The organism is Pseudomonas sp. SWI36, from assembly GCF_002948105.1.
In the GTDB taxonomy this organism is placed as follows: Bacteria; Pseudomonadota; Gammaproteobacteria; order Pseudomonadales; family Pseudomonadaceae; genus Aquipseudomonas; species Aquipseudomonas alloputida.
The window spans coordinates 2,992,247-3,018,413 of the sequence record NZ_CP026675.1 but is presented as its reverse complement, the minus strand read 5'-3'; the positions used below and the strand labels follow the sequence as shown (position 1 = coordinate 3,018,413).

At 60.9% G+C, this 26,167-nt stretch carries 17 protein-coding genes and 1 riboswitch; of the genes, 2 read left to right on the top strand and 15 right to left on the bottom strand.

Going from position 1 to position 26,167, the window contains the following annotated elements:
• Positions 1-452: 452 nt before the first annotated feature.
• The 9 genes from C4Q27_RS14385 to C4Q27_RS14345 all read right to left on the bottom strand — a co-directional run bounded on the left by C4Q27_RS14385 (position 453) and on the right by C4Q27_RS14345 (position 9,732).
• A complete protein-coding gene (locus C4Q27_RS14385) occupies positions 453-1,163 on the bottom strand; it encodes a membrane integrity-associated transporter subunit PqiC (protein WP_019437569.1) in 711 nt (236 codons plus the stop codon).
• A 172-nt stretch (positions 1,164-1,335) separates the two neighbouring features.
• Positions 1,336-3,594 (bottom strand): DNA topoisomerase IV subunit A, encoded by a 2,259-nt coding sequence (parC, locus tag C4Q27_RS14380; protein WP_010955494.1) that lies wholly within the window; start codon positions 3,592-3,594, stop codon positions 1,336-1,338.
• Between the two features lie 13 nt (positions 3,595-3,607).
• Positions 3,608-4,126 carry a TIGR02281 family clan AA aspartic protease gene (locus C4Q27_RS14375; RefSeq protein ID WP_010955495.1) on the bottom strand — a complete coding sequence of 173 codons (519 nt, stop codon included), beginning with the start codon at positions 4,124-4,126 and terminating at the stop codon, positions 3,608-3,610.
• Positions 4,123-5,109: an esterase-like activity of phytase family protein gene (locus tag C4Q27_RS14370; RefSeq protein WP_064492576.1), complete on the bottom strand. Its 987-nt coding sequence runs from the start codon at positions 5,107-5,109 to the stop codon at positions 4,123-4,125. The genes C4Q27_RS14375 and C4Q27_RS14370 overlap by 4 nt, the downstream gene beginning before the upstream one ends.
• Positions 5,106-7,010: a DNA topoisomerase IV subunit B gene (parE, locus tag C4Q27_RS14365; protein WP_010955497.1), complete on the bottom strand. Its 1,905-nt coding sequence runs from the start codon at positions 7,008-7,010 to the stop codon at positions 5,106-5,108. Before parE ends, C4Q27_RS14370 begins: the two co-directional genes overlap by 4 nt.
• A gap of 35 nt (positions 7,011-7,045) precedes the next feature.
• Positions 7,046-7,654, bottom strand: a complete 609-nt coding sequence (locus C4Q27_RS14360) for a YqiA/YcfP family alpha/beta fold hydrolase (protein WP_003249484.1) — start codon at positions 7,652-7,654, stop codon at positions 7,046-7,048.
• Positions 7,655-7,785: 131 nt separating this feature from the next.
• Complete coding sequence (gene cpdA, locus C4Q27_RS14355; protein WP_014859643.1) at positions 7,786-8,586, bottom strand: 3',5'-cyclic-AMP phosphodiesterase; 801 nt, start codon at positions 8,584-8,586, stop codon at positions 7,786-7,788.
• A gap of 85 nt (positions 8,587-8,671) precedes the next feature.
• Positions 8,672-9,124: a DUF1249 domain-containing protein gene (locus C4Q27_RS14350; RefSeq protein ID WP_003249480.1), complete on the bottom strand. Its 453-nt coding sequence runs from the start codon at positions 9,122-9,124 to the stop codon at positions 8,672-8,674.
• Positions 9,115-9,732 carry an NUDIX domain-containing protein gene (locus tag C4Q27_RS14345; protein WP_003249478.1) on the bottom strand — a complete coding sequence of 206 codons (618 nt, stop codon included), beginning with the start codon at positions 9,730-9,732 and terminating at the stop codon, positions 9,115-9,117. The genes C4Q27_RS14350 and C4Q27_RS14345 overlap by 10 nt, the downstream gene beginning before the upstream one ends.
• A gap of 185 nt (positions 9,733-9,917) precedes the next feature.
• Here C4Q27_RS14345 and C4Q27_RS14340 point away from each other — a divergent pair, with 185 nt between their 5' ends.
• Positions 9,918-10,664 carry an RsiV family protein gene (locus tag C4Q27_RS14340; protein ID WP_003249476.1) on the top strand — a complete coding sequence of 249 codons (747 nt, stop codon included), beginning with the start codon at positions 9,918-9,920 and terminating at the stop codon, positions 10,662-10,664.
• On the opposite strand, the gene cytX is transcribed toward C4Q27_RS14340, so the two are convergent.
• Positions 10,633-11,916 (bottom strand): putative hydroxymethylpyrimidine transporter CytX, encoded by a 1,284-nt coding sequence (gene cytX, locus C4Q27_RS14335; RefSeq protein ID WP_020190063.1) that lies wholly within the window; start codon positions 11,914-11,916, stop codon positions 10,633-10,635. The two genes, C4Q27_RS14340 and cytX, sit on opposite strands and share 32 nt — an antisense overlap.
• A 144-nt stretch (positions 11,917-12,060) precedes the next feature.
• Positions 12,061-13,941: a phosphomethylpyrimidine synthase ThiC gene (gene thiC, locus C4Q27_RS14325; RefSeq protein ID WP_003249473.1), complete on the bottom strand. Its 1,881-nt coding sequence runs from the start codon at positions 13,939-13,941 to the stop codon at positions 12,061-12,063.
• Between the two features lie 154 nt (positions 13,942-14,095).
• A riboswitch (TPP riboswitch) is annotated at positions 14,096-14,202 on the bottom strand.
• A 160-nt stretch (positions 14,203-14,362) separates the two neighbouring features.
• Here thiC and C4Q27_RS14320 point away from each other — a divergent pair.
• Positions 14,363-15,799 carry a TolC family outer membrane protein gene (locus C4Q27_RS14320; protein ID WP_064613788.1) on the top strand — a complete coding sequence of 479 codons (1,437 nt, stop codon included), beginning with the start codon at positions 14,363-14,365 and terminating at the stop codon, positions 15,797-15,799.
• Positions 15,800-15,929: 130 nt separating this feature from the next.
• Here C4Q27_RS14320 and C4Q27_RS14315 read toward each other — a convergent pair whose 3' ends face one another.
• The 4 genes from C4Q27_RS14315 to C4Q27_RS14300 form a co-directional block, all read right to left on the bottom strand.
• Entirely contained in the window at positions 15,930-21,347 is a 5,418-nt protein-coding gene (locus tag C4Q27_RS14315; RefSeq protein WP_256600081.1) for a S8 family serine peptidase, read from the bottom strand.
• Positions 21,344-22,150, bottom strand: a complete 807-nt coding sequence (locus C4Q27_RS14310) for a hypothetical protein (protein WP_049587468.1) — start codon at positions 22,148-22,150, stop codon at positions 21,344-21,346. Before C4Q27_RS14310 ends, C4Q27_RS14315 begins: the two co-directional genes overlap by 4 nt.
• A gap of 243 nt (positions 22,151-22,393) precedes the next feature.
• A complete protein-coding gene (locus C4Q27_RS14305; protein WP_104886981.1) occupies positions 22,394-23,812 on the bottom strand; it encodes an HlyD family type I secretion periplasmic adaptor subunit in 1,419 nt (472 codons plus the stop codon).
• The gene (locus tag C4Q27_RS14300) at positions 23,809-25,953 is read right to left on the bottom strand and encodes a type I secretion system permease/ATPase (RefSeq protein ID WP_004577392.1); all 2,145 of its coding nucleotides are present in this window, start codon (positions 25,951-25,953) and stop codon (positions 23,809-23,811) included. The genes C4Q27_RS14305 and C4Q27_RS14300 overlap by 4 nt, the downstream gene beginning before the upstream one ends.
• Between the last annotated feature and the right edge of the window lie 214 nt (positions 25,954-26,167).

The window sequence follows — 26,167 nt, the reverse complement described above, 5'->3', positions numbered from 1 at the left end:
CCGCGAATACGGTAGCGGCGGCAACGGTGAACGGCGGGTAGAAATTGGCCAGCAGGGCCGGCCTCTTCGCGGGTAAACCCGCTCCTACACGGCGGCCTGTGTCCAACCCCCGATGTGTGTCCACCACCAATCTGCGTATTCGCGGGTTTACCCGCGAATACGGTGGCGGCAGCAACGGTGAACGGCGGGTGGTAATTGGCCAGCAGGGCCGGCCTCTTCGCGGGTAAACCCGCTCCTACACGGCGGCCTGTGTCCAACCCCCGATGTGTGTCCACCACCAATCTGCGTAGGAGCGGGTTTACCCGCGAATACGGTAGCGGCGGCAACGGTGAACGGCGGGGGTAATTGGCCAGCAGGGCCGGCCCTTTCGCGGGTAAACCCGCTCCTACGAAGACCGGCAGATACAAAAAAGCCCGCAGCGAATGCGGGCTTTGTCGTATCTGGCCGTTTGATCAGAACCGATAAACTTCCATATCGGTGCGAATCGGCGAGGCCATCGGGATTTTGGGCTTCTCCGGCCCCTTCTTCACCTGCGTCGGTGCAGCGGGCTTTTTCGGTGCCTCTTCGGCAATCGCCGGCTGGTTGGCCAGCGGCTTCACCGCCGTGCTCAGCTGTTCGGCCAGCTTCTGCAGCAGTTGGCCCTGAGCCTGCACCTGCGACGACTCACTGCCCTCGTGCTGCTGCTCGAGGTGGATGATACGGTTGTCACGCACATGGCCACGGCGGTCAAGCAGACGCCACTGGGCATCCAGGATGGCCGGCTGGTTCTTGCCAGAATCCAGGCGTGTGATCGACAACAGCACTTGTACGTCCGGGCTGAAGCCTGCGGTCGCCGGGGCCAGTACTACGCGTTGGCTGTCCAGGCGCCAGGCCAGTTGACGCACCAGCAGCTGGTCGATATCCGATGAAAGGCTGCCAGCCCAACGACCGTCGGTCGCCGCGCTCAGGCTGCCATCAGGTTGACGCTGCAGGAATGTCTCACGCTGAAGGTAATCGGCCACCGATACCGGGCCGAGTACCACGGCCATGCCCGCACTCTGCGACGGCTGGCCAGGATCACCACTGTCGAGCTGATACAGGGCAACCGGCTGATGCATGGTGCACCCGCCAAGGCCCAGCAGGCCAGTCATCAACAGCGCAAATGGAAGGCGCAGAAATTTCATCATCCCATCCAGGCGGCTGCCACAAGGCACACCGCAGTGATACATGTAGATTCAAACGGGCACACGGCCACGCCGGCACCGCAAGGGGCATATCATCCGCGAAATAACCGTCCGACTCCAGCATTTCTGCCCGAAACGGCGTTGAAATTGCCGTTCCAGACATTACAACCGGTTATGTCGGCACTTCCACCTGCAACCCATCGACACGCTGGAACCCGCGTGGCAGCTTGCTGCCGCGCCGACCGCGCTCGCCCTTGTAGTGCTCCAAGTCGTCCGCCTTCAAAGACAGGGTACGCTTGCCGGCCTGCAATACAAGGGTCGCGCCTTCGGGAATCACGGCCAGATCGGTAACAAATTCTTCACGGCTGGCCACCCGGTCACCCGGCACGCCAATGATCTTGTTGCCCTTGCCTTTACCCAGCTGTGGCAAGTCGCTGACCTTGAACACCAGCAGGCGGCCTTCGGTGGTCACTGCCGCCAACCAGTCCTGCTCGCGATCGGCCACCGGGCGCGGGGTCATGACCTTGGCCCCGTTGGGCAAGCTGAGCAGGCCTTTGCCGGCCTTGTTCTTGGCCTGCAGGTCTTCACCCTTGACCACGAAGCCGTAACCGGCATCCGAAGCCACCACGTACAGCGCATCGTCGTCAGGCAACAACACACATTCGAAAGTCGCCCCCGGTGGCGGCGTCAGACGGCCAGTCAGCGGCTCGCCCTGGCCACGCGCCGATGGCAGGCTGTGGGCGGCCAGCGAGTAGCTGCGACCGGTGGAATCGATAAGCACGGCAAACTGGTTGGAACGCCCGGCCGCAGCAGCCTTGAAGCCGTCGCCGGCCTTGTAGGAAAGGCCAGTGGCGTCGATATCGTGGCCCTTGGCGCAGCGCACCCAGCCCTTCTCCGACAGCACCACGGTGACGGGCTCGGTCGGCATCAGCTCGTTTTCCGACAGTGCCTTGGCTTCGGCACGCGCTACGATCGGCGAACGACGATCATCGCCATAGGTTTCGGCATCCTTGATCAGCTCGCTGCGCACCAGCTTGCGCAGTTTGGCCTCGCTCCCCAGCAAGGCCTGCAGCTTGGCTTGCTCCTTCAGCAACTCATCCTGCTCACCGCGGATCTTCATCTCTTCCAGGCGCGCCAACTGCCGCAGGCGGGTCTCGAGGATGTAGTCGGCCTGTATCTCGGTCAGCTCGAAACGTTCGATCAGGGCCTGCTTGGGGTATTCCTCGGTACGGATGATGTGGATCACTTCATCCAGGTTGAGGAATGCAGTGAGCAAACCGTCCAACAGGTGCAGACGCTTCTCGACCTTATCCAGACGATGCTGCAGGCGGCGACGAACGGTATTGGTGCGGAATTCCAGCCACTCCACCAATAGGGTTCGCAGGTTTTTCAACTGCGGCCGGCCGTCCAGGCCGATGATATTCACGTTGACCCGGTAGGTGCTTTCCAGGTCGGTGGTAGCGAACAGGTGCTGCATCAGCTCGTCGACATCGACGCGGTTGGAACGCGGGATGATGACGATACGGCACGGGTTCTCGTGGTCCGACTCGTCGCGCAGGTCGGCGACCATCGGCAGCTTCTTGGCCTGCATCTGCGCGGCAATCTGCTCCAGCACTTTGGCCCCGGAGACCTGGTGCGGCAGCGCAGTGACGACGATGTCGCCATCCTCGACGCGGTACACGGCGCGCATGCGGATCGAGCCGCGGCCGCTTTCGTACATCTTGAGAATTTCAGCCCGCGGCGTGACGATCTCTGCCTCGGTCGGGTAATCCGGCCCCTGGATGTGCTCGCACAACTGCTCGATGGTTGCCTTGGGCTCATCGAGCAGTCGCACACAGGCACTGGCCACCTCTCGCAGGTTGTGCGGCGGCACGTCGGTGGCCATGCCCACGGCGATACCGGTGGTACCGTTGAGCAGGATGTTGGGCAGGCGCGCAGGCAGCACGGCCGGTTCCTGCAACGTGCCATCGAAGTTCGGCACCCAGTCCACGGTGCCCTGGCCGACTTCGCTGAGCAGCACTTCAGCGTAGCGCGACAGCCGCGCCTCGGTGTAGCGCATGGCGGCGAACGACTTAGGATCATCCGGCGCACCCCAGTTGCCCTGGCCATCGACCAGGGTATAGCGGTAGCTGAACGGCTGCGCCATCAGCACCATGGCCTCGTAGCAGGCCGAATCGCCATGGGGATGGAACTTGCCGAGCACGTCACCGACGGTACGTGCCGACTTCTTGTGCTTGGCATCGGCATCGAGCCCCAACTCGCTCATGGCGTAGACGATGCGTCGCTGCACCGGCTTCAGGCCGTCGCCGATATGCGGCAAGGCACGGTCCATGATCACGTACATGGAGTAGTTGAGGTAGGCCTGTTCGGTGAAGTCAGCCAGCGAGCGGCGTTCGACGCCGTCCAGGCTGAGTTCCAGTGAGTCGCTCATGCGGGCCTCGTCATTATTTCAGGTTCTGGCGCAGCAGCATGGTGCCACCGCGCTGGGTAAATTCAAGTTGTTGCAGGGCACTCATGCCCAGCAGTACGGTGGACCCATCAAGGCCCGGCACCACGATGGCGCGTACGTTCTGCAGGCGGATATCGCCCAGTTGCAGGCTGGTCAGGCGCGTGCGGTAGCCTTCGGTGCGGCCGTTGGCGGTGCTCAGTAGCACCGGGCTACCGCGCTCCAGGCTCAGTTCATGAGCCAACGCCTCCGGGATCGCCACGTCGGTGGCGCCGGTGTCGAGCATGAAATGCACCACCTGGCCGTTGATGGCACCATCCACCACGAAGTGGCCCTGGCCATTACTCAGCAGGCGAACTTCGATAAAGCCTTGACCATGCTCGGATTGCACCTGGCGGTTGGGGTTACGCTGGCTGTCTTCCCACTGGCCGAAAAAGCGCGTGGCAAGAAACAGCGCCGCCGCCCAGGCGACGATCATCAGTAACTTGCCCGCGCGCTTGCCCGGCGCCTGGCTCATGGTTTGGCGCTCCAGCCGCCTTCCGGTGCGTCGAAGCGCCAGACGAGCGGCCGGGTTTCACCATCGGCACGGGCGCCGTTGTTGTTGTCCAGGCCAATCCAGGCGCCCTTGGCATCGATCACCAGTGCTTCGGCCAGGCCAAACGGCTGCGCGTAGCGCCGTGACTCGACCAGCGCATCAGCAGCGAACGACCAGCAACGCTCGACCTTGCCACTGTCGACATCACGTCGGCACACCCGGTAAGCGTTACGTTCGAGGGTAAACAGCTTGCCCTCGAACCAGGCCAGGTCAGCGAAGTCGCGCGACAGGGCCCTGGCATTGGGCATCTGCGCGGGTTGCATTTCGACCCCCGCCTCGCTCAGCAGCACGCAACCACGCCCGCAGGTCCAGACCGACTGCTGGCGCTCGATAGCCAGCAGGCCACGGCGCTCACGCTCGGCAGCCAGCCACAGGCGGTCACCCGCCGGGTTGATCGCCAGGCCTTCGAACAGGGCATTGAAGTTCAGCAGCATGCCGCTTGCCCGGGCCTGGCGCACCATGGCCGAGTCGATCCTCAACCAGTCCGGCTCGCCTTCCAGCGGCAATTGCAGCACCGCGGCATGCGCCTCGCTGACCAGATAGAGGTTACCCGCCTGATCACAGGTGATACCTTCGAAATCCAGCTCGCCACCGCGAATGTACGATGCCGCCCAGTTGCGCGACTTCAACCCCCATGGCAGGCCGCTTTCCGGGACAGCCGGCGGGGTGAAGGTAAGCGGCTGCGCGCGCCAGGTCGGGTTCTGCTGATCGAAGCGGTAGATACGGTCGTCGTCACGATCGGACACGCCCCACAACCCACCCCGGCATTCTACCAGCCCCGACAGGTTGCCACCGCGCATACCGTCGATCGGGTGCTCGGCTGTCATCTTCAGCTCTGGCCAGTTGCCCGCCAGACAAGGCAGGGCAACCAGCGCCAGGCAAACGGCAAGTACTTGCCGAATCAAACCATGACCTCGGCCAGGTTGCCCTTGGTTTCCAGCCAACTCTTGCGGTCACCGGCGCGCTTTTTGGCCAGCAGCTTGTCCATCAGCTCGCAGGTGGCCTCTACGTCGTCCAGGGTCAGCTGCACCAGGCGCCGGGTGTTCGGGTCCATGGTGGTTTCGCGCAACTGCGGCGGGTTCATCTCGCCCAGGCCCTTGAAGCGTGTTACCTGCGGCTTGCCGCGCTTCTTCTCGGCCACCAGGCGGTCGAGGATGCCGTCACGCTCGGCTTCGTCGAGGGCGTAGTAGATTTCCTTGCCCAGGTCGATGCGGTACAGGGGCGGCATGGCCACGTAAACATGCCCAGCCTCGACCAGTGTCCGGAAGTGTTGAACGAACAGCGCACACAGCAATGTGGCGATGTGCAGACCATCGGAGTCAGCGTCGGCGAGGATGCAGATCTTGCCATAGCGCAGCTGTGCAAGGTCGGTTGCACCCGGATCGACGCCAATGGCCACGGCAATGTTGTGCACTTCCTGGCTGGCCAGGACTTCGCCCCCGTCCACTTCCCAGGTGTTGAGGATCTTGCCGCGCAGCGGCAGGATAGCCTGGAATTCCTTGTCCCGCGCCTGCTTGGCCGAACCACCGGCCGAGTCACCCTCGACGAGGAACAACTCGGCACGCATCGGGTCCTGGCCTGCACAATCGGCCAGCTTGCCGGGCAATGCCGGGCCCTGGGTGATGCGCTTGCGCTCGACCTTCTTGCTGGCCTTGAGGCGGCGCCCGGCGTTGCTGATGGCCAGTTCTGCCAGTTGCATGCCCAGCTCGGGGTGGGCGTTGAGCCACAGGCTGAAAGCATCCTTGACCACACCGGAGACGAACGCGGCCGCCTCGCGTGATGACAGGCGCTCTTTGGTCTGCCCGGAGAACTGCGGGTCCTGCATCTTCATCGACAGTACGAAGGTGATGCGCTCCCAAACGTCTTCCGGCGCCAGCTTTACCCCGCGCGGCAGCAAGTTGCGGAACTCGCAGAACTCACGCATGGCATCCAGCAGGCCCTGGCGCAGGCCGTTGACGTGGGTGCCGCCCTGGGCGGTGGGGATCAGGTTGACGTAGCTTTCCTGAATGCTGTCACCGCCTTCGGGCAGCCACAGCAAAGCCCAGTCAACCGCTTCCTTGTTACCCGCCAGGCTGCCACAGAACGGCTCGTCGGGCAGGCGCTGGAATTCGTTGACCGAGTCGACCAGGTAGGAGCGCAGGCCATCCTCGTAGTGCCATTCCACCTTTTCGCCGCTGGCCTTGTCCTCGAAGCTGACCAGCAGCCCCGGGCACAGTACCGCCTTGGCCTTGAGCACGTGCTTGAGGCGGCTGATGGAGAACTTGGGCGAGTCGAAGTACTTCGGGTCGGGGCTGAAGTACACACTGGTGCCGGTGTTGCGCTTGCCGACCGAGCCGACCACTTCCAGCTCGCTGGCCTTGAAGCCATCGGCAAAGGTCATCTGGTATTCGTTACCGTCACGTTTGACGCGCACGCGCACCTGCGTCGACAGGGCGTTGACCACCGAGATACCCACCCCGTGCAGGCCGCCGGAAAACTGATAGTTCTTGTTGGAGAACTTGCCGCCGGCGTGCAGCTTTGTGAGGATCAGCTCGACCCCGGACACGCCCTCTTCCGGATGGATGTCCACCGGCATGCCGCGGCCGTCGTCGCTGACTTCCAGCGAATGGTCGGCATGCAGGATGACCTGCACCGAACGCGCGTGGCCGGCCAGTGCTTCGTCGACACTGTTGTCGATGACTTCCTGGGCCAGGTGGTTGGGGCGGCTGGTATCGGTGTACATGCCCGGCCGCTTGCGGACCGGATCAAGGCCCGAGAGGACTTCGATGGCGTCTGCGTTATAGGCGCTAGCGCTGGGATTGGCCATAGGGTCTCGTCGTCAGTCTGGTGAATGCAAAAAAGTCAAAATACAGAAAAATCGAGCGCCGCATACTGCCCACGGGCAATGCCTGCGAACGCCAGCAGTGCCGGCAGGCGCTCGGCGAAGCCCTGGAAGCTGTGGTCGCCACCGGCCTGGATACGCAGGGCACAAGCACGGTAATAGCGCTCGGCGTGTCGATAGTCCAGGGTTTCATCGGCGGTCTGCAGCCACACTTGATAGCGGTCGGCATCGGCCGGGGCCGCGACTTCCAGCTCGGCCAGGGCCTGCACGTGATCGTGGGTCAGCTCCCAGGTTTCACCGCTGTAATGATTGCGCTGGGTGCCCAGGTAACCGTCGAAATGCTTGTGCGGGGTTACCGCCGGGTTGACCAGCAGGGCCTTGAGGCCATGGCGCTCGGCCAGGTGGGTGGCATAGTAGCCGCCGAGCGAACTGCCCACCAGCAGTGGCGCCCCCAGTTCGGCGATGGCCGCTTCGAGCTGGACCATGGCTTGCCGTGGGTGGTGGTGCAGGGCCGGCACTCGCAACTGGTCGGCCAGGCCGAGCTGCTGCATGACTGCCTCCAGCTGACGCGCCTTGGTCGAAAGCGGCGAGCTGTTGAAGCCATGGATATAGAGGATGGAACCCGACATGCTGCCCCCGGAATCTGTGGCTTCGCGCCTGATAATGCGGGCGCAGGGACGCGCAGTGTAGCGCGTTCGCCGGGTTTTGACGCAGTGCCACGGATTTCGCAATACATTTCCGGCAGGCTGACGTGGCCTGCTCAATACCCTGGGCTGTCGAAGTCGAGCTGCACCTCGAAATCCAGCGCCCGCTCCACCCCGGTCTCCAGCCGCCCGTCGGCATGCAGGCGCAACCAGCGGTACCCCGGATGCTCTTCGCTCACCTGGAAGTCTTCGCTGCGCGCCGCGAACTGAATGCAGGTCGACGGCGTGGCCAGCAGGCGCCGCCCCTCTCGGACCTCATCCCATTCCTGATGCACATGCCCCCATAACAAAGCCCGTACCTGTGGATATCCTTCAACGATATCGAACAGCGCCTGGGCATTGCGCAAGCCGATCGGCGCGATCCAGGCGCAGCCGATATCCACTGGCTGATGGTGGAAGCACACCAGGCAATGCCGCTCGCCGGCCTCTTTCAAGGCGGCTTCCAGTACGGCCAGCTGGTCATCTTGCAAAAACCCGTGGGTAGCACCCTGCACGGCGGTGTTGAGCATGACCACCCGCCACGCGCCGATATCGGTCACCGCCTGCACCAGTTCCGGCGCCACCTGCGCCATCACCTGAGCCTCGTCATGGTTGCCCGGCAGCCAGCGAGTGGGTACGGCAAACGGTGCGGTCAGCTCACGAAACGCTTCATAGGATGCCACGCTGGCATCCTGGGACAGGTCGCCCGTGCACAGCAGCAAGTCGACAAGCGGCTGCTCGCGCCGCACCTGGGCCACCACGTGGCGCAGGCTGTCTCGGGTCTTGAGGCCAAGCATGCTGCCAGCCGGGTCGGCGAACAGGTGGGCATCGGTCAGTTGCACCACATGCACGGGGCGGGATTGGTCTGGCGGCGACAACGGCCATCTCCTCGAATGGATTCAGCGGGAATTATGGCTGTGCGACGGTGACGAGCAAACACCCGCAACCGACTCACGTCACAATTCAGCGAACACTTGCCAGTTCGTGGCCGCAGGCCAGGCAGTGGCTGAGCCATTCACCCAGGAACAGGTTGAGCTGGGCCTTTTCGTCCGGCTGGTGCATGGCATCGTTCGGATACGGGTAGATGCTGCGCAGGCGCCGGGTGTGTTCGGCGCTGACCACTTCGGCCATGCGCGCATCGTGATACACCTGCACTTCCAGGTGTGGCACTGGCAACCACGGCAGGCTGTGTTCCTGGCGCACATGCAGGGTGGTGGTATACGGGCAGGCCAGCACCACGTCGAGCACCAGCACGCCAAGCATCTGGTCACCCTGGGTCATGCCGATGCGGCGCGAGCTCTGGGTGGTGCGCATGTCGGGCAACAAGCGCATCAGCCGGGCGTAGTTGGCCTCGCAGGCTGCCTGCAGCCCGACCAGGTCAACTCGATAGCGCTCGCGCAGCAGGTTCACTTCCACATACCTCTTACTTCGTCACGGTTCAGCGCCAGCCATTGCAGGCCAATGATGGTGGCCGCATTGCAGATGCGCCCGTCGCGCACCGCCTGCAGGGCATCCTCGAACGCCCACACGCGTACGCGAATGTCTTCGCCCTCTTCCTCCAGGCCATGCAGCCCTCCCGCGCCCTCGCTGCTGCAACGGCCGAGGAACAGATGAACGTATTCGTCACTGCCGCCAGGCGACGGGAAGTAGCGGGTCATCGGCCAAAGGGCGCTAAAGGTCAGGCCGGCTTCTTCTTCAGCCTCGCGATGGGCGACTTCCTCGGGCTGCTCGTCTTTGTCGATCAACCCGGCAACCATCTCGATCAGCCAAGGGTTGGCGACCTTGTCCAGTGCGCCCACGCGAAACTGTTCGATCAGCACCACTTCATCGCGCGCAGGGTCGTACGGCAGCACGCATACCGCATCGTGGCGCACAAACAGTTCGCGACTGATCTCGCGCCCCATGCCCCCGGCAAATAGCTCGTGGCGCAGGCGTAACTTGTCGAGCTTGTAAAAGCCCTGGAAGCAATTGGCCCGCTCGATGATTTCGAAGCCCTTGGGCACAGCGTTCAACGCGTCTGACATGGAAATCCTCATTACCTCGAATACTGCTTCGCGCCATCCTACTCCGCACGCCTGTTGGTTTCACCCCTTTCCAGCAACCGCTGGCGCACTTGGGACAGCAGCCCTTCACTCTGTTAGCTTAGTGGCGAACTGAAGGCCGCGCAGACGGTCAAAGGCCGACTTTTCCCTGTTCTGCAAGGATCATCATGACACTTGTCAAACTGACTTCCGTGGCCGTGCTGGCACTCGCTCTGGGCGCCTGCCAGAGCCTGTTCACGCCCAACTACCGGGCCCCGCTCGAGGTCAAGCGCGACGCCTGGGAGCATGTCAAACCCGGCTGCAGCGAGAGCGACTGCCCGCTGGTGAACATCGACATGATCCACTTCCCGGCCCTGCCCAAGCTCGACGGCATCGTCGAAAAACGCCTGCTGCAACTGACCGAAGACAATCAGCATGGCACCGCACCAGCCACCCTGCAGGCCTACGAACAGCAATATCTGGCCAGTGCCGACAAACGTAACAGCAGCTACTTGCAAGCCAAGGTACGCGAGCAGCATGACGGGCTGGTGATCATCGAGTTGTCCAGCTACCTGGACAGCGGTGGCGCCCACGGCATGCCCGGGCGCGGCTTCATCAACTATTCACGCAAACTGGACAAGGTGCTGACCCTGCAGGACATGCTGGTGCCCGGCCAGGAAGACACCTTCTGGAAAACCGTCGAAGAATCGCACCGTGCCTGGCTGATGAGCGTGGGTATGGACAAGGATGCCGAGTTCGTCAAGACCTGGCCATTCAAGAAATCGCCGCACGTCGCCCTGACGTACGGCGCGGTAGTGGTCAAGTACGAGGTCTATGCCATCGCGCCCTATTCCATGGGCCACGTGGAACTGAAGATCCCCTACCCGCGCCTGAATGGCGTACTCAAGCCTGAACTGTTTCCCGGCCGCGGCTGAGGCTTAGCAGCCCATGCAGCACACCTGCCAGCAGCAATGCGGGCAGGGTAGCGCCCAGTTCGGGCGCCTTGGCGGCAATCAGGTGATAGGCCACCGCCCCGGCAAACCAGGCCACCAACGCCTGCCAGTGCAAGCCATTGACCTGTGCTGGCAGACGGCGTCGACGGACCACGTAGTGGTCCATCAGCACCACGCCGAACAGCGGTGCGAACACCGAACCGATCAGCAACAGGAAGTTTTCGTACTGTGCCAGTGGCGCCAACAGGGCGATCAGGGTGCACAACACGCCGATGGCCAACGCCAGGTGCTCGACCTTCAGCGGTAGCAGCACACCGGTGGAAACCGCCGCCGAGTGGATGTCGGCGAAGGCCTTTTCCGACTCGTCCAGCAGAATAAGCAGCAGCGGAATCCCCATGCCGGCGCCCGCCAGGGCCAGCAGCAAGGCATTGACTTCGCCACTGGCGGCGAACGCCAGCGTGTACGCCACGCCCAGGCTCATCAGCCAGGTGTTGCCGATGAAGTAGCCCACTACCGTACCGCCGAACACATGCCTGCCATTGCGGGCAAAGCGCGAGTAGTCCGCGATCAGCGGCAGCCAGGACAGCGGCATGGCGATGACGATATCGAAGCCAACCGCCAGCGACATCGAACCATCCCCGGCACGGTTCCACAGCTCCGCCAGGTCGGCCTTGGCGAACAGGTTCCAGGTCAGCCACAGACAGGCGCCCAGCAACAACCAGATGCCCCAGGCGCGCAGCACCTTGCGCACGAAGGCCAGTGGCCCGCTGACAGCCAGCAGGGTGGCCAGGGCACCGAAGCACAGCGTCCAGAGCATGGGGCTGTTCCAGGCACTTTCCTCACCGAACGCTCGCGCACCCAGCAAGCTGGCAGCATCGCGCATGACGATAATCTCGAAAGCGCCCCAACCCACCAGTTGCAGCAAGTTGAGCAGCGCCGGCAAGCGCGCGCCATGGCTGCCCAGGCTGAGTTTCAGGGTGCCCATGGCGGACAGCCCGGTGTCACTGCCAATAACCCCCGCCGCCCCCAGCAACAGCACACCGACACCGGTGCCCAGAGCGATGGCCAGCACCGCGCCAGCAAGGCCCAGGCCTGGCGCCAGCATAGCGCCGACCTGCAGCACCATCAGGCCGATGCCGAGGGAAAACCACAGTGAAAACAGGTCGCGAGCACCGAAGATGCGCTGCTGGATGGGGATTGGATGGTCGGGAGAGAACTGGCTGGGTGATGTCATGGTCATGTCCGCAGGAGTGATGTTAAGTGGCATACACCACCCTGTGGGAGCGGGCTTGCCCGCGAACACCGGCAAAGCCGGTGCCATGCACCGCAGTGCTTGCTTCGCGGGCAAGCCCGCTCCCACAGGGTAAGGTGCTGCGGTTTAGACTTTGTGGTACAGCTGGCTGCCTTCCTGGCGGAACCGCTCGGCCTGCTCACGCATGCCTTGCTCGACCGTCACATCCACGGCCTCGATCTTGGCAGCGTACTCACGCACTTCCTGGGTGATCTTCATCGAGCAGAACTTCGGCCCGCACATCGAGCAGAAGTGCGCGACCTTGGCCGATTCCTTCGGCAGGGTCTCGTCGTGGAAAGCACGGGCGGTGTCCGGGTCGAGGCCCAGGTTGAACTGGTCTTCCCAACGGAACTCGAAACGCGCCTTGGACAAGGCGTTGTCGCGGATCTGTGCACCCGGGTGGCCCTTGGCAAGGTCGGCGGCATGCGCGGCGATCTTGTAGGTGATGATGCCGGTCTTGACGTCGTCCTTGTTCGGCAGGCCCAGGTGCTCCTTCGGCGTGACGTAGCAGAGCATGGCGCAACCGAACCAGCCGATCATCGCCGCACCAATGCCCGAGGTGATGTGGTCGTAACCCGGCGCGATGTCGGTAGTCAGTGGGCCGAGGGTGTAGAACGGCGCCTCGTCGCAGCACTCCAGCTGCTTGTCCATGTTCTCTTTGATCAACTGCATCGGCACGTGGCCGGGGCCTTCGATCATGCATTGCACGTCGTGCTTCCAGGCAATCTTGGTCAGCTCGCCGAGGGTTTCCAGCTCACCGAATTGCGCGGCGTCGTTGGCGTCGGCAATCGAGCCAGGGCGCAGGCCGTCGCCCAGCGAGAAGCTGACGTCGTAGGCCTTCATGATTTCGCAGATTTCGTCGAAGTGGGTGTACAGGAAGTTTTCCTTGTGGTGCGCCAGGCACCACTTGGCCATGATCGAGCCACCGCGGCTGACGATGCCGGTGACCCGCTTGGCGGTCAGGGGCACATAGCGCAGCAGCACACCGGCGTGAATGGTGAAGTAGTCCACGCCCTGTTCGGCCTGCTCGATCAGGGTGTCGCGGAACAGTTCCCAGGTCAGGTCCTCTGCCACGCCGTTGACCTTTTCCAGGGCCTGGTAGATCGGCACGGTACCGATCGGCACCGGCGAGTTGCGAATGATCCACTCGCGGGTTTCGTGGATGTGCTTGCCGGTGGACAGGTCCATGACCGTGTCCGAGCCCCAGCGGATGCCCCAGGTCAGCTTGGCCACCTCTTCCTCGATCGAGGAACCCAGGGCGCTGTTGCCGATGTTACCGTTGATCTTCACCAGGAAGTTGCGACCGATGATCATCGGCTCTACTTCCGGGTGGTTGATGTTGGCCGGAATGATCGCGCGGCCACGGGCGATTTCCTGGCGAACGAATTCAGGGGTGATTTCTTTCGGGATGTTGGCACCGAAGCTGTGGCCGGCATGTTGCTCATTCAGCAGGCCGGCGGCGCGGGCCTCCTGCAGCTTCATGTTTTCGCGGATGGCCACGTATTCCATTTCGGCTGTGATGATGCCCTGACGGGCATAGTGCATCTGCGAGACGTTGGCGCCGGCCTTGGCACGACGCGGGTTGCGCACATGGGCGAAACGCAGCTTGGCCAGCTCTGCATCGTTCAGGCGCTGCTGGCCGAAGTCGGAGCTCAGGCCTTCCAGGCGCTCGGTGTCACCGCGGGCTTCGATCCACGCCGAACGCACATCGGCCAGGCCTTTGCGCACGTCGATGATCACGTCGGGGTCGGTGTACGGGCCAGACGTGTCATACACCAGCACCGGGGCGTTGGACTCGCCGCCGAAATCGGTCGGGGTGTCATCCAGGCTGATTTCACGCATGGGGACACGGATGTCCGGGCGCGAGCCTTCGACATACACCTTGCGCGAACGCGGGAAGGGTTGCACGGACTGCTGATCGACTTGTGCCGATTCGCTGAGGTTGATCGCTTTTTCTTGTTTGGTCATCACAGGCTCTCCTGACGGCTTCCTAGCAGTGGAATGTCGGGGTGAACCTGAAACGCGCGGACGCACCCTCTTTGGGTGCAGTGCCGGACATGGGGGTGCCTGAAGCTGTATGCAGCTGTGACAATCCCGGACCTGGCACAAGAGGCTCCCCGGGAAGGCGAGCAATCTTGTTCCCTACGCAGGCGCTAACCTGATCAGGTTCAACGGGATCCGCACCTCTGCGATCTCAGCCTTTGCTTCAAGGCACCCCGACAAGAACATGCGCAGTCTAGACTGGAGTGGTCAGCAAAGCCAAGCAGGTAAATGCGCGGATGATGAAAGGCACACCGAGCGATTGTTGCCGGGTGCGCATGGCACTACACTGGCCCATCGCTCGATACTCAACAGTTCAGTAATTAAATTTCGTACAAGGATTGCCTCTATGCTGCGCAAACTCTCACTGGCGATAGCCGTGTCTTGTGCGTCCAACGGAGTGGTCTGGGCAGCGGACGTGCCCTCGACAGTCAAAACCGATCTGGTCAGCGTCTACCAGGAAGCAGTGGACAACAACGCCGACCTGGCTGCAGCCCGCGCCGATTACGGGGCGCGCCGCGAAGTGGTGCCGCAGGCCCGCGCCGGGTTGCTGCCAAACCTGTCGGCCGGTGCCGAGATGATGAACACCCGCACCAAGCTGGACGAGCCGTCCATGACGTCCAATCGCAGCGGCAACGCCTGGAGCGCGACCCTGGCTCAGCCGATCTTCCGCGCTGATCGCTGGTTCCAGTTGCAAGCCGCCGAAGCAGTCAACGAACAGGCAGCCCTGGAGCTGTCGGCGACCGAGCAAAACCTGATCCTGCAAACCGCGCAAAACTACTTCGCCGTCCTCCGCGCCCAGGACAACCTGGCCGCCACCAAGGCAGAAGAAGCCGCCTTCAAGCGCCAGTTGGACCAGTCCAACGAGCGTTTCGACGTGGGCCTTTCGGACAAGACCGACGTGCTGCAATCCCAAGCCAGTTATGACACTGCACGGGCCAACCGGATCATCGCCGAACGCCAGGTGCAGGATGCCTTCGAGGCCCTGGTGACCCTGACCAACCGTGAGTACACCTCTATCCAGGGCGTGGTGCATAGCCTGCCGGTACAAGTGCCAACGCCCAACGATGCCAAAGCCTGGGTCGAAACCGCCGGGCGCCAGAACCTCAACCTGCTGGCCACCAACTACGCGGTTTCTGCCGCAGAAGAGACCCTGCGTCAGCGCAAGGCCGGGCATGCACCGACACTGGACGCCGTGGCCAAGTACCAGAAGGGTGACAACGACAGCCTTGGCTTCACCAACCCGGCGCCGCAGCAAAACGTGCGCTACGGCGGCGACGTCGAGCAGACCAGCGTTGGCCTGCAACTGAACATACCGATCTACAGTGGCGGCCTGACCAGCTCGCAGGTACGCGAGGCTTACCAGCGCCTGAGCCAGAGCGAGCAACAGCGTGAAAGCCTGCGCCGCCAGGTCGTGGAAAACACCCGCAACCTGCACCGCGCAGTGAACACCGATGTGGAACAGGTACAGGCGCGCAAGCAGTCGATCATTTCCAACCAGAGTGCGCTGGAAGCCACTGAAATCGGCTACCAGGTCGGTACCCGCAACATCGTCGACGTGCTTGATGCCCAGCGCCAGCTGTACACCTCGGTGCGCGACTACAACAATAGCCGTTACGACTACATTCTCGACAACCTGAGCCTGAAGCAGGCAGCCGGCACCCTGAGCCCGCAAGACCTGCAGGACCTGAAGCGCTACCTGAAACCTGACTACAACCCGGACAAGGACTTCCTGCCGCCGGACTTGGCGGCAGCAGCGGCCAAGAACTTCGAGCGCAGGCCTTGAGATAGGTGCTGGACTCTTCGCGGGCTTGCCCGCTCCCACACGGTGCCAGGCCTGAAGGCATGATGCACCTGTGAGAGCTGGCTTGCTGGCGATAGGCCTCCAATATCACTCCAGCCCTGAACGACAACGCCTAGGCGGCTACGGCAATCGTCGAGTCGATGCGTTGAGCCGACATATCGCCGATTAGCACAGGCCCCGCAGGTTCAGGGGCGAACGCAGCCATTGCATCAACAAGATTCCCCAGGCTCGGTAGCGAGTGCTCGACAGCAACCAGCGATGACCCTGCTGAAAGGGCGGAAATCTCAGGCACGGCAACCGCTTCAGATGTGACCATTGCCGGCTGCGCAAAGATAAAGTCCTCCGCTGTCACCTGCGCAACTTCGAGCGCATCCAGGTACAGCATCTTCACAATACCTTCCTGCCCCGGCACTGCCTGGGTATCAACGGCTACACCGTGAATCTGCGCAAAGTCATTGAGTTTGAAGCGCTGGACTTTGCTGACGTGCAGATCCTCGAAGCGACTGATGCCTACCTGGGTCAGGTCAATCTTGTCGATACCGTGTCGGAACCCCCGAAGGGTGTTCTTGTAGTCGCTCACACCTTCTTGTTTTGTCACCAGAAACACGCTGGGCGCAACCGTCGGCGGGGAATATACCGTGCCTGCCAACGAAGCCACCAACTGCCCGGATGCGTCACTGGCAAGCGACACGCCACCTGCACCACCGGTAAGCAGAACATTCGCGGTGACAGGCGGGGTCGTCTGCTCTTCAGGGCTGCCCTCGAAATAACCTGGCGCAGCGGTGAAAGCGTCAAGGAAACGGAAGTTCGCTGACCGCAGTTCGGCAATCGTAGTGTCCGCAAGCGTCAGCTTCTGCCCACTGCCAAGGTCGAGCACAGTCGAATTGCCGTCCTGTTGCATCTGCAAGTCAGCAAACCCTGAACCACCAAAGCCGACCAGGTCGATCACCTCACGCGAAGTCTCGAACTGCTTGAGTACATCGTTACCGCCTGCACGCCTGTGGATGACAAAGCGGTCGGTACCCTCACCCCCCTTGAGGAGATTGTACCCACGGCCACCATCCAGTAATGCCCCGGCGGGCCCGGCGATCAAGGTATCGTCGCCATCACCACTGATAAGGTTTTGCACCGAACCAGGGGCTATGGTGAGCGCCGCACCGGCAATACTGGCGCTGCCGCTGGCCAGATCCACCGAGATACTGCGACTTACTGCAGCCGCATTCAACGTATTGCGCCCGCCAGCGGTGCCGCTGATGGCATCGTCAAGCTTCGCGCGCCCTGGGTTTTCTGCCACCAGGTTCGCGTAGTCGTCGGTAAAGTAATAGACATCATCGGTGGTGCCGGGGCTGCCGACGAGGCGCAGCGTCCAGCGATCAAGCGTTAGCGGTAAGCCAGCAACAGCATTACGCACCTCAAGCTTCCACTCCCCAGCCGAGCGCTCTGCGCGATGATGGGTCGACATGAACCCATATTTGAACGCCCCTGAACGCGAATCGCCCAGATCGTCATCACCAGAGCCCGGCGCCTTGCCTGTGCGATCGAGCAGTACGCTGCGCGTGCCGCCAGGCGACACCAGCGTGAGCGTCATGTCGCCAAGGCGGCCGACCATCGAGTGGACATCGACCTCCACATGCTCCACCAGCAAATCAGCCGGCAGGGTCAAAGACAAAGTCGCAACCTGCCCCGCCGCAACCTGTTGAGCCACTGGTGCACTGCTGGCTGTCAGCAGTCGTTCATTGGCCTTGGTCGCCCGGCTCCCCCAGGACTCGGCAAGGCGCACCGCGGCGCGGGCGTCGATCATGCCAAAGCCGTAGTCGTGGCTGGCGTGCATGCCACCGCCATTCCAATTGCGCCCTGCGTTGTAAGCCCATTGGGTTGATGCGTCATCCACTTTGCGCGCAGACAGTGCGAGGATCTGCTGAACATCCCGGTAACCCAACCCCGGGTTGGCCTGCAACATCAACGCCACCACGCCTGAGACGATCGGCGCGGCGAAGCTGGTGCCCTGAGTCGTGCTATAGGCGCTGCCGACCGACGCACCGCGCTCCGCTTCAAGGCTGACGCCACTGGATAAAACATGGCTCCCCGGTGCAGCGACCAGCAAGCTGGAACCTGGATTGGAAAAGGGTGCCGTTGCAGCTTGCAGTACCGAGAGGTCTGCCTTTGCATTGATGGCCGCCACTTCAATGGCATGGCGGTTGTTGTTGGTCAGCGAGCCCTGTGCATTACCGCCTTTATGGCGCTGGTTGCCACCAGAGGCGACGACGATGGTGCCTAGCCCGCCACGGCCGTTGGTGGCGGCAAGCGTAGTGCTGAATGCCAGCGCCAGAGCAGTATCGACTTTTCCTTCTGGAACATTTGTAAGTCCGAAGTCCGTTTTGAAACCCCAACTGTTGTTGGCTATGTCGTAGTTGACCATTTGCCCCAGATTGGTCAGGTCATCGCCTTTGTTGGCCAGGTAGTGCCCGCCGATCTTCGCATCATATGCGATGCCGATCCCTCCTTGATCATTGCGCGCGCCAACCATGACCCCAGCCACTTGAGTGGCGTGATTGGACGCCAGAGCGGGCAGCGTGCCATTAGTGCGTTGAGTTTGTAGCCAGATAGGATCGATATTCGGCTTGAGATCGGGGTGCCCGATGTCGAAGATTTCCGGCGCCACGGCAAACTCCCCACCCGGCTCGAACTGCCCTATCCTCACCCCCTTGCCCGTGAAGTCACGCCATACCGGCGCGACATTGATCTCGTCCAGATACCACTGCCGCCCCGACAGCGGGTCAGCGGGGGATTGTTCATGGCGCAACGTTACCGTTGCCCGCAAGGGTGCTGATGCAGCACTGCCCACCTCGGTCACACTCATGGAGGCGTTGCCGGCAGCATCGACCAAGTCGTAGCGGAAACTGACATCACCGTCATGGCCTGGCAACGGCGTGACCTCCACATCACCCTGCTCATTCAGCCGCACTGTTGCACCCTTGCCAGCGCTGACTGAGGCGATGCGCAATGGCCCGCTGCTGCCAAGTGGCTGGTCATTGCCCAGCAGCGCCGTTGCAGGGACTATCAGCGCCGTGTCAGTGGTGGCGAATGTAGCCAGTTGCTCAGGCGAGAGCCTGTCGCCGATTGGCATGGCTCCCCGGCCGAGAAGATCGATGGCAGCAATGTCGGCGAAGCTGAGTTTCTGGATGTTGCTCAGGCTCAGGCGGCCATCTCGTCCCGCCACGGTGTCGGTGATCAGGTGGCCCGATTCGGTACGTGTGATCAGGTACTCGTCGTGAGCACCATGCAAACTGACCAGGTTGGTGCCCGCGCCTCCGTCGATCGTGGCATCGCCGCGTCCGGCCTCGATCACGTCATCGGCAGCACCGCCCGTAATCCGATCAGCGCCACCACCGGCGTAAATGATACTTCCGCCCGCCGAGGCCTGAATGCGATCACCCTTGGGGCCCGCATAGATCACCGACTTGCCGGTACCACCAATGATGTCGTTACGGCCCGTACCGCCAACCAGCACATCGTTGCCGCCACCACCGATCAGCAAGCTGTCGCCCGAGCCGCCCTTGATGAAAACTCCGCGTTGACCGCCGCTGGCGATGATGTCCTTACCCCGCCCGCCTTGCGCAATGGTCAGCCCGGCCTTGGCCATGTTCAGCCCAACGCCATGCTCCCCCACGATCAGTGCCGTGTCGCGCCCACCATTGCCCTGCATGTTCGCCCAATCGTCGCTGGCACTGATCACGAATACATCGTCGCCCGCCCCGCCGTGATAGGTGTTGCTGCCACCGCCACCAACCAGCCAACTGCCCTCTGGGGCCGCGGTCAAGACATCATCGCCCGCGCTGCCGTACAGCGTCTGTACGCCGAGCGCTGCGGCGTCCAGCGTGCTGCCTTGAGCACTCTGGCTGATGTAGGCCCTTCGGGAAGTGGGCCCGCTTGACGAAGTCAGTAGAGTGCCACCCTCCTGGGCCTCGATCCGATTACCGACGGTATCGGCGAGAAACCTCACCGCCAGTACTTCCCGGTCCTCACCATTAACAGTGAAAGCGCCTCGGGAAATGACCTCGTTACCCTGACGCACCTCTCCTACCGGCTCGACCTGGCCGAGCTTGATCTGGCTAATGCCATGCTCCTGCAATGCCCTCAGCTCACCGGCATCGGCACGCCCGTCGTGGTTGCCATCGACCCACACTTTCAATTGCGCCCAGACGGCGTCTTCAACGTTGATGACGCCATCGGCGTTGGCGTCAACACTTGCCAGGGCGGCGAAGCCATCCTTGAACGGTGTTTCACCAGAGCTGCCGTCGCTGCCTGCCTTGCCGCCGTAGTATTCGGAGAACAGCTGGCTGACGTTGCTCACCTGGCCGGTACCGTTGTCATGCACCAGCATGCCGGTCAGCCGGTCTGCCCAGCCGGTGCGGCGCAGTGAACCACTGTTATCGATATCGAACAGTACGCCTTCCTCGATACCCGTCAGACCAACGCCCTTGCCGCTGAGGTCGAGCAAGAGCGGGTCGACAAACGTGTTCACCGTGGTCATTGCTGCCAACCCGTTGAGTACCACGGCATTGCGCAGGCTGAAATCCGGTTGTTCATTGCCATCACGATAGAACTGAGCCAGATGCTGATTGGGTCGCACGTTGGGGTCGATCTGGAGCTCGCCAGGGCGAACACCACCGGTGGCCAAACTGCCCAACTGAGCGGAGGTGAAGTCGGTGTTGTCGAGGGTGCTGTCGGTGAATGCGATACTGTGGGTCAGGCGACGATCGACGTAGCCGTTGGAGACGTCATTGCGGATATCGTCCTGGCCTTGGAGGTCGCGGCGGGATTCGGTTGTGGGGGTGATTTCGATCTGCAGTGTTTGATCAGTTGCATTATCAAAGTGACTAGCGGCTTTAAAGGCATTATTGATGGAATTGAAAAGCGAAGCTGCGGCAGCACTGATAAGGTCAGGAACACCAGTGGGTGACTCGACCCTGGATATCCACTCCTTAGCAATTAAACGGTTTTCGGCGGAAGAAACTACTGATGCCATTGCCATCATGCGGTGAGTGTGAAAGGAAAGTGTAAATTCATCCGTTAGATTCCCCGCTGAGGAAAGCACATGCCGCCAGTAGTCCTCTCGATTTTCGACAGCAATCACATCAAACACCGGACTCAACGTCCATGCCCTCTCAGGATATTCAAGGCTTTCGAAAGTTTCCTTATGAAATGCCGCGACCTCTTTTTGGCTTACCTGACCGACAATAGGACCTTTACTAATCTTCTTTAGCAACACCTCCATATATTTATTTGCCATTTCAACCCTCACCTTATCCACATCGATTTCTTGCATCGGACGACCGACACCTGCCGCTACCGACTTCATATAATTTATTGCCGCAACACCTGACAAAGAGTCCCCGCGCGCAACGCCATTTGCAAGGACAGCGTATTTGTCTCCTTTTTTTGCCAGGACATCATACATTGCATCCGGCCCCTTATCACGCAAAGCCTGACGTGCCTCATCCACATCGGACAGCTCTATCCTAATCATTTATCGACTCCATATTTTACAGCATTCATGAAAAACTCACCCACCGTCAAAACAATGTTATGCCACTCCCCTAGCCGCCCCCATAAAAACTCCACATTTACAATTGCGTTGTCTCCGGGCATCAAAAACTCCAAATAGCAACGCGAGTAATTGGCCTTATGCTCGACCCAGTTGCAATAACCGATATATTGCATGCGCCCCTTGGCCTCCAGCCAGAAAAAGCCCTTGCGCTGATTAGGAAATGCACTATCAACTCCCTCGAGAAAATTTAGACCGAGATCTTCGTTCAGCTTGCTAGCCTGAACTAGAGGCGCAGGTGTTTCACGAAGGTAATGCTGGAGCTGTTTTCTCAACCCCGCTTCCCCATGCGGCCAAGGCTCAATTGCGACCGATATTCCATCAAAACTAAAAGACGTCGCCTCACCGTAAGAGACGGGCTGCATCTCCGGCCAACTCATTGCCATATAGAGTGACACCAAGTTTGCACCACAGCCTTTTTTGTTATTTGTAAATCCCGGCTCCCAAGAACTCTTACCCTCATACTCAGGCCAATAGATCACATACTTCCTAGGGAGCTCATAAACAACACCCGAGATCTTTCCACACACCATTGGATTAGGGGTCTTCAGCTTCTTCGGCGCCCAAGTCGGAGTAATAACAATGGCGACCAATAACCACACCACACTTAGCAACAACAACAACTTGCTAAAACCCCACAGCACCAAACCAAATCTTCTACACAGCGCAATTAGCTTTCCGAACAGCACCTTCCCAAAGAGAAAGATATACCTATAACTAATCATCACCCCTCCCTAGAGCCAGCCTGCCCATATCAGCCACTAAGCAAACTTCGCTTCAGACAATGCATGAACTTTTCCAAAATTTCTTTCGTACAACACGGAAATGCTGCTCCCAGCCCCAAACGCATCTGAACCACCGAGACCGACAGCACAGCAACTCGCCATACCAGCCAATATTATTGCACTACAGATCCGCAGTAAGCTCCAAGCCGCTCTATATACAATGCACGCATTTTTATATTTCATTTATCGCTCCTTCAGACTTTCCTTTGCATGCCGCTGCAGGGGACTCAAGAAGAAACTGATAACCCTGCGTCTATCCACAATCACTTCTGCACGCACAGCCATGCCCGCCGTCAACGGCAAGTCGTTATCCCCTACGCGCAAAGCTTCCTTGGCCAACTTGATTCGAGCGCTATACAAAAGACCGTGCCTATCATCCTCAATGGCATCATCGGAAATACTCTCCACCACCCCCGGTACAACGCCATACCTGGTAAAGGTGAATGTCTCGATCTTCACTTCCACGTGCTGCCCCGGAAAAACAAAGCCGATATCTTTGTTCTCGACTTTCACTTCCACTTCCACCGGCTCGCCCGTCGGCACAATGACCATCAGTGTCTGCGCGGGTGTAACCACCCCGCCCTGTGTATGGATCGCCAACTGCTGGACGGTGCCGTCAACGGGGGATGTCAGTACCTTGAGGCGATGCCGCTGCTCGGCCTTGTTCAACTCCTGCTCAAGGGTTGCAATGCGCCGTTGCGCCTCACCGTGAAGGTCGAGCATGGCTCTGCGCAATTGGGCAATGGCACCGCTACGGCGGTGCTGAGCAGCAAGCCGTGCAGCGTTCAGTTCGTCTATGCGCGAGCGCTGGAGTGCCAGTTCGCGTTCCTGCTCCAGGCGGGCCTGCTCCTTTTCCAGGTAGGTGTGCTTGGCCACGGCCGATTCGCTGAACAACAGCTTGTAATCCGCCGTCAGTTGGCGGGTGATCACCAACAGTTGCCGGAGCGCGTCAGCCCGGCCCTGGGCGGAACGGATTTCGGCAGCGCGTTGACCGATTTCGGCATCGGCCTGTTCCAGCGTGGCCTGTAACTCCAGGTATTGCCCCTCCAGCCAGCGCTGCGCGCCTGCCTGCTGCGCGGCCGTGGCCTGCGGTATCAGTGGTGCCAGGGAGGCAGGTGCCACATCGCCGTCCAGCGCACTCAGCAGTGTGCTGGCGCGGGCCTGGTCGATCTGCGCAGCCAGCAGTTCGCTGCCTAGGCGCTTGATATCAGCCTCGGTCAACTGCCCTTCCAGCTCGACCAGCACATCGCCTTTGCGCACCGGCTGGCCATCGACGACGTGGATCGACTGCACCACCGCGACCTCGCTGGCCTGTATCAACTTGCTCCTGCCACTGGGCACGATCTTGCCTTCGGCACTGGCGATGACATCGATCTCACCGATGCAAGCCCAGGCAAGCGCCAGCCCGATGAACATCAGCAGGCTCCACTGCAGGTAGCGCGGCAAGGGATGCACTGGCGTTTCCTGCAAGGACAGTGCCGCAGGTAAAAAGGCCAGTTCGTCGGACTCACGTACGGGGCCGTCCATGCTCCGGCGCTTTCGCCATGCCGTTATCCACGCATCCCGGTAGCGCTCGGCAAGGTCTTTGAACGCCACACTCATACGGCGGCCCCGAGCTGCAGTTGATGCAGGTAGGCATAGGTGCCCTGTGGATAAACCAGCAGCTCATCATGAGTCCCTTGCTCGATGATCTGCCCACGCTCCATGACCACGATGCGGTCGGCATGGCGTACTGCCGAAAGCCGATGGGCAATGATGATGACCGTGCGCTGCGCGCAAATCCGCGCCATGTTCTGCTGGATGATCCGTTCGGACTCATAGTCCAGCGCACTGGTGGCTTCGTCGAAAATGAGGATGCGTGGGTTGCCGAACAGCGCTCGGGCGATGGCTATGCGCTGTCGCTGCCCACCCGACAGGCTGGCGCCGTGCTCACCAATCAGGGTTTCGTAGCCATCCGGTAATTCGAGGATGAACTCGTGAGCACCTGCCAGCGTCGCTGCGGCGATCACTTCTTCAAGCGGTGCTGCTGGGTTGCCGAGGGCAATGTTCTCGCGCACGGTGCGCCGAAAAAGCACGTTGTCCTGCAACACCACGCCGATCTGCCGACGCAGTGACGCCACATCGGCTACCGCCAGGTCAGCACCGTCGAGCAATACCCGCCCCCGCTCAGGTGAGTACAGCCGCTGAATCAAGCGTGTCAGCGTGCTCTTGCCTGACCCCGAGCGACCTACAACGCCTATCACTTCTCCGGCGGCGATCTTCAGGCTGACATCGCGCACCACTTCGCCCCCGTCCGGCCGATAGCGAAAACACACACGATCGAGCTCAATCTGCCCGACAAGTGTGGGCAGTACCGTGCCCTTGCCTTGGTTGACCTCGGTACGGGTGTTGAGAATGTCACCCAGGCGTTGAATCGATACCCCTGTCTGCTGGAAGCTGGTCCAGAGTTGGGCCAGGCGGATGATGGGCTGCGACACGCGCCCTGCGAGCATGTTGAAGGCGATCAGCTCGCCCACCGTGAGTGCGCCTTCGATGACCAGCCGGGCCCCCAGCCACAAGGTGGCTACCGTGACCAGCTTGCCGATCAGGCCGACGCTTTCATTGGCCAGACTGGAAAGGTTCTGGGTCTTGAAACTGGCAGATACATAAGCGGCCAACTGATCATTCCAGCGCCGGGTCACCTGAGGTTCCACGGCCATCGACTTCAGTGTGTCGATGCCGTTGACCGCCTCGACCAAAAAAGCCTGGTTCTCGGCGCCGCGTTGGAAGCTTTGATCAATCAACGCCCGCAGTAGCGGAGTAACGACCAGGGATACGAGAAAATAGAAAGGCAGCGAGCCAACGACGACCAGCGTCAACCATCCGCTATAGAGGAACATGACAGCGATGAAGACCACCGAGAACAGCACATCCAGCACTAGCGTGATGCTGTTGTTGGTCAGGAAACTTCTGATGTTCTCCAGTTCTCGCACTCGGGCAACCGAGTCACCGACTCGCCTGGCGTGAAAATAGGCGGTGGGAAGATCGATCAAATGCCTGAACAGTTTTGCGCCCAGTTCGACATCGATTCTTGACGCTGTATGAGCTGCCACATAGGTACGCAACCCACTCAGCAATGTTTCAAATAGAACGACGACCAATAAACCCAAGGCGATAACATCCAGCGTGGTCAAACCGCGATGCACCAGGACTTTGTCCATTACCACCTGAAAGAACAAAGGCGTCAGCAAAGCCAGTATCTGAATGACCAGGGAAACCACGAGCACTTCGCCAAATAGCCGCCTGTACTTCACCAGGGCAGGTATGAACCAGGTAAAGTCGAAGCGTGACAGCCCAAGGGGCAACTGGGCATCGGAGCGAACCAGAATGAGTTCTCCCGACCAGCGCACCACCAGTTCCGCGAGGGTCAGCGCTTGCGGCGCGCGGGAGTGCGGGTCCTGCACCAGAACCTGCTCGCCCTCCACACGCGCGATGATGAAGTACTCACCACGCGTATCCACTGCAATAGCGGGCAAAGGCGTCTGCTGCAGCCGGGCCGGATCGACGCTGCGGTGTTTGGCCTTGAGGCCAAGTTGCTGAAATGCCCGAAGTAGTGTGCCGGTAGAGAACCGCTCACCCGCTGCTGCATGATCGTGCTGCAACTGCTCGGCAGAGACGGCAACACCATGGTAACGCGCCAGCGTGATAAGACACACCAGCCCACTTTCAATAGTGTTGGCATTGCCATCAGATAAATCAGCCATCACGCCACCTCTTATGAAAACCGGACATGAGGCGATACTAGCCCGAAGCAATAGGACAAACGTCCTACAAGCTTCCGACGCAAGCGTGTGACACTTCTGACTTTTAAAGTCTATTCGTAGGAAGTTTCCTAACGGCGAGAAATCCAGTGTAGGAAGTTATAACTTACGCCGTAGGAATAAATAACCAGAATCAGACATATCCACTCTAGACCGG

Coding starts and splice junctions, on each gene's coding strand:
- C4Q27_RS14385 (WP_019437569.1), bottom strand. CDS start 1,163: ATGAAATTTCTGCGCCTTCCATTTGCGCTGTTGATGACTGGCCTGCTG.
- parC (WP_010955494.1), bottom strand. CDS start 3,594: ATGAGCGACTCACTGGAACTCAGCCTGGACGGCGTCGAACGCCGCTCG.
- C4Q27_RS14375 (WP_010955495.1), bottom strand. CDS start 4,126: ATGAGCCAGGCGCCGGGCAAGCGCGCGGGCAAGTTACTGATGATCGTC.
- parE (WP_010955497.1), bottom strand. CDS start 7,010: ATGGCCAATCCCAGCGCTAGCGCCTATAACGCAGACGCCATCGAAGTC.
- C4Q27_RS14360 (WP_003249484.1), bottom strand. CDS start 7,654: ATGTCGGGTTCCATCCTCTATATCCATGGCTTCAACAGCTCGCCGCTT.
- C4Q27_RS14345 (WP_003249478.1), bottom strand. CDS start 9,732: ATGTCAGACGCGTTGAACGCTGTGCCCAAGGGCTTCGAAATCATCGAG.
- C4Q27_RS14340 (WP_003249476.1), top strand. CDS start 9,918: ATGACACTTGTCAAACTGACTTCCGTGGCCGTGCTGGCACTCGCTCTG.
- cytX (WP_020190063.1), bottom strand. CDS start 11,916: ATGACATCACCCAGCCAGTTCTCTCCCGACCATCCAATCCCCATCCAG.
- thiC (WP_003249473.1), bottom strand. CDS start 13,941: ATGACCAAACAAGAAAAAGCGATCAACCTCAGCGAATCGGCACAAGTC.
- C4Q27_RS14320 (WP_064613788.1), top strand. CDS start 14,363: ATGCTGCGCAAACTCTCACTGGCGATAGCCGTGTCTTGTGCGTCCAAC.
- C4Q27_RS14315 (WP_256600081.1), bottom strand. CDS start 21,347: ATGATTAGGATAGAGCTGTCCGATGTGGATGAGGCACGTCAGGCTTTG.
- C4Q27_RS14310 (WP_049587468.1), bottom strand. CDS start 22,150: ATGATTAGTTATAGGTATATCTTTCTCTTTGGGAAGGTGCTGTTCGGA.
- C4Q27_RS14305 (WP_104886981.1), bottom strand. CDS start 23,812: ATGAGTGTGGCGTTCAAAGACCTTGCCGAGCGCTACCGGGATGCGTGG.
- C4Q27_RS14300 (WP_004577392.1), bottom strand. CDS start 25,953: ATGGCTGATTTATCTGATGGCAATGCCAACACTATTGAAAGTGGGCTG.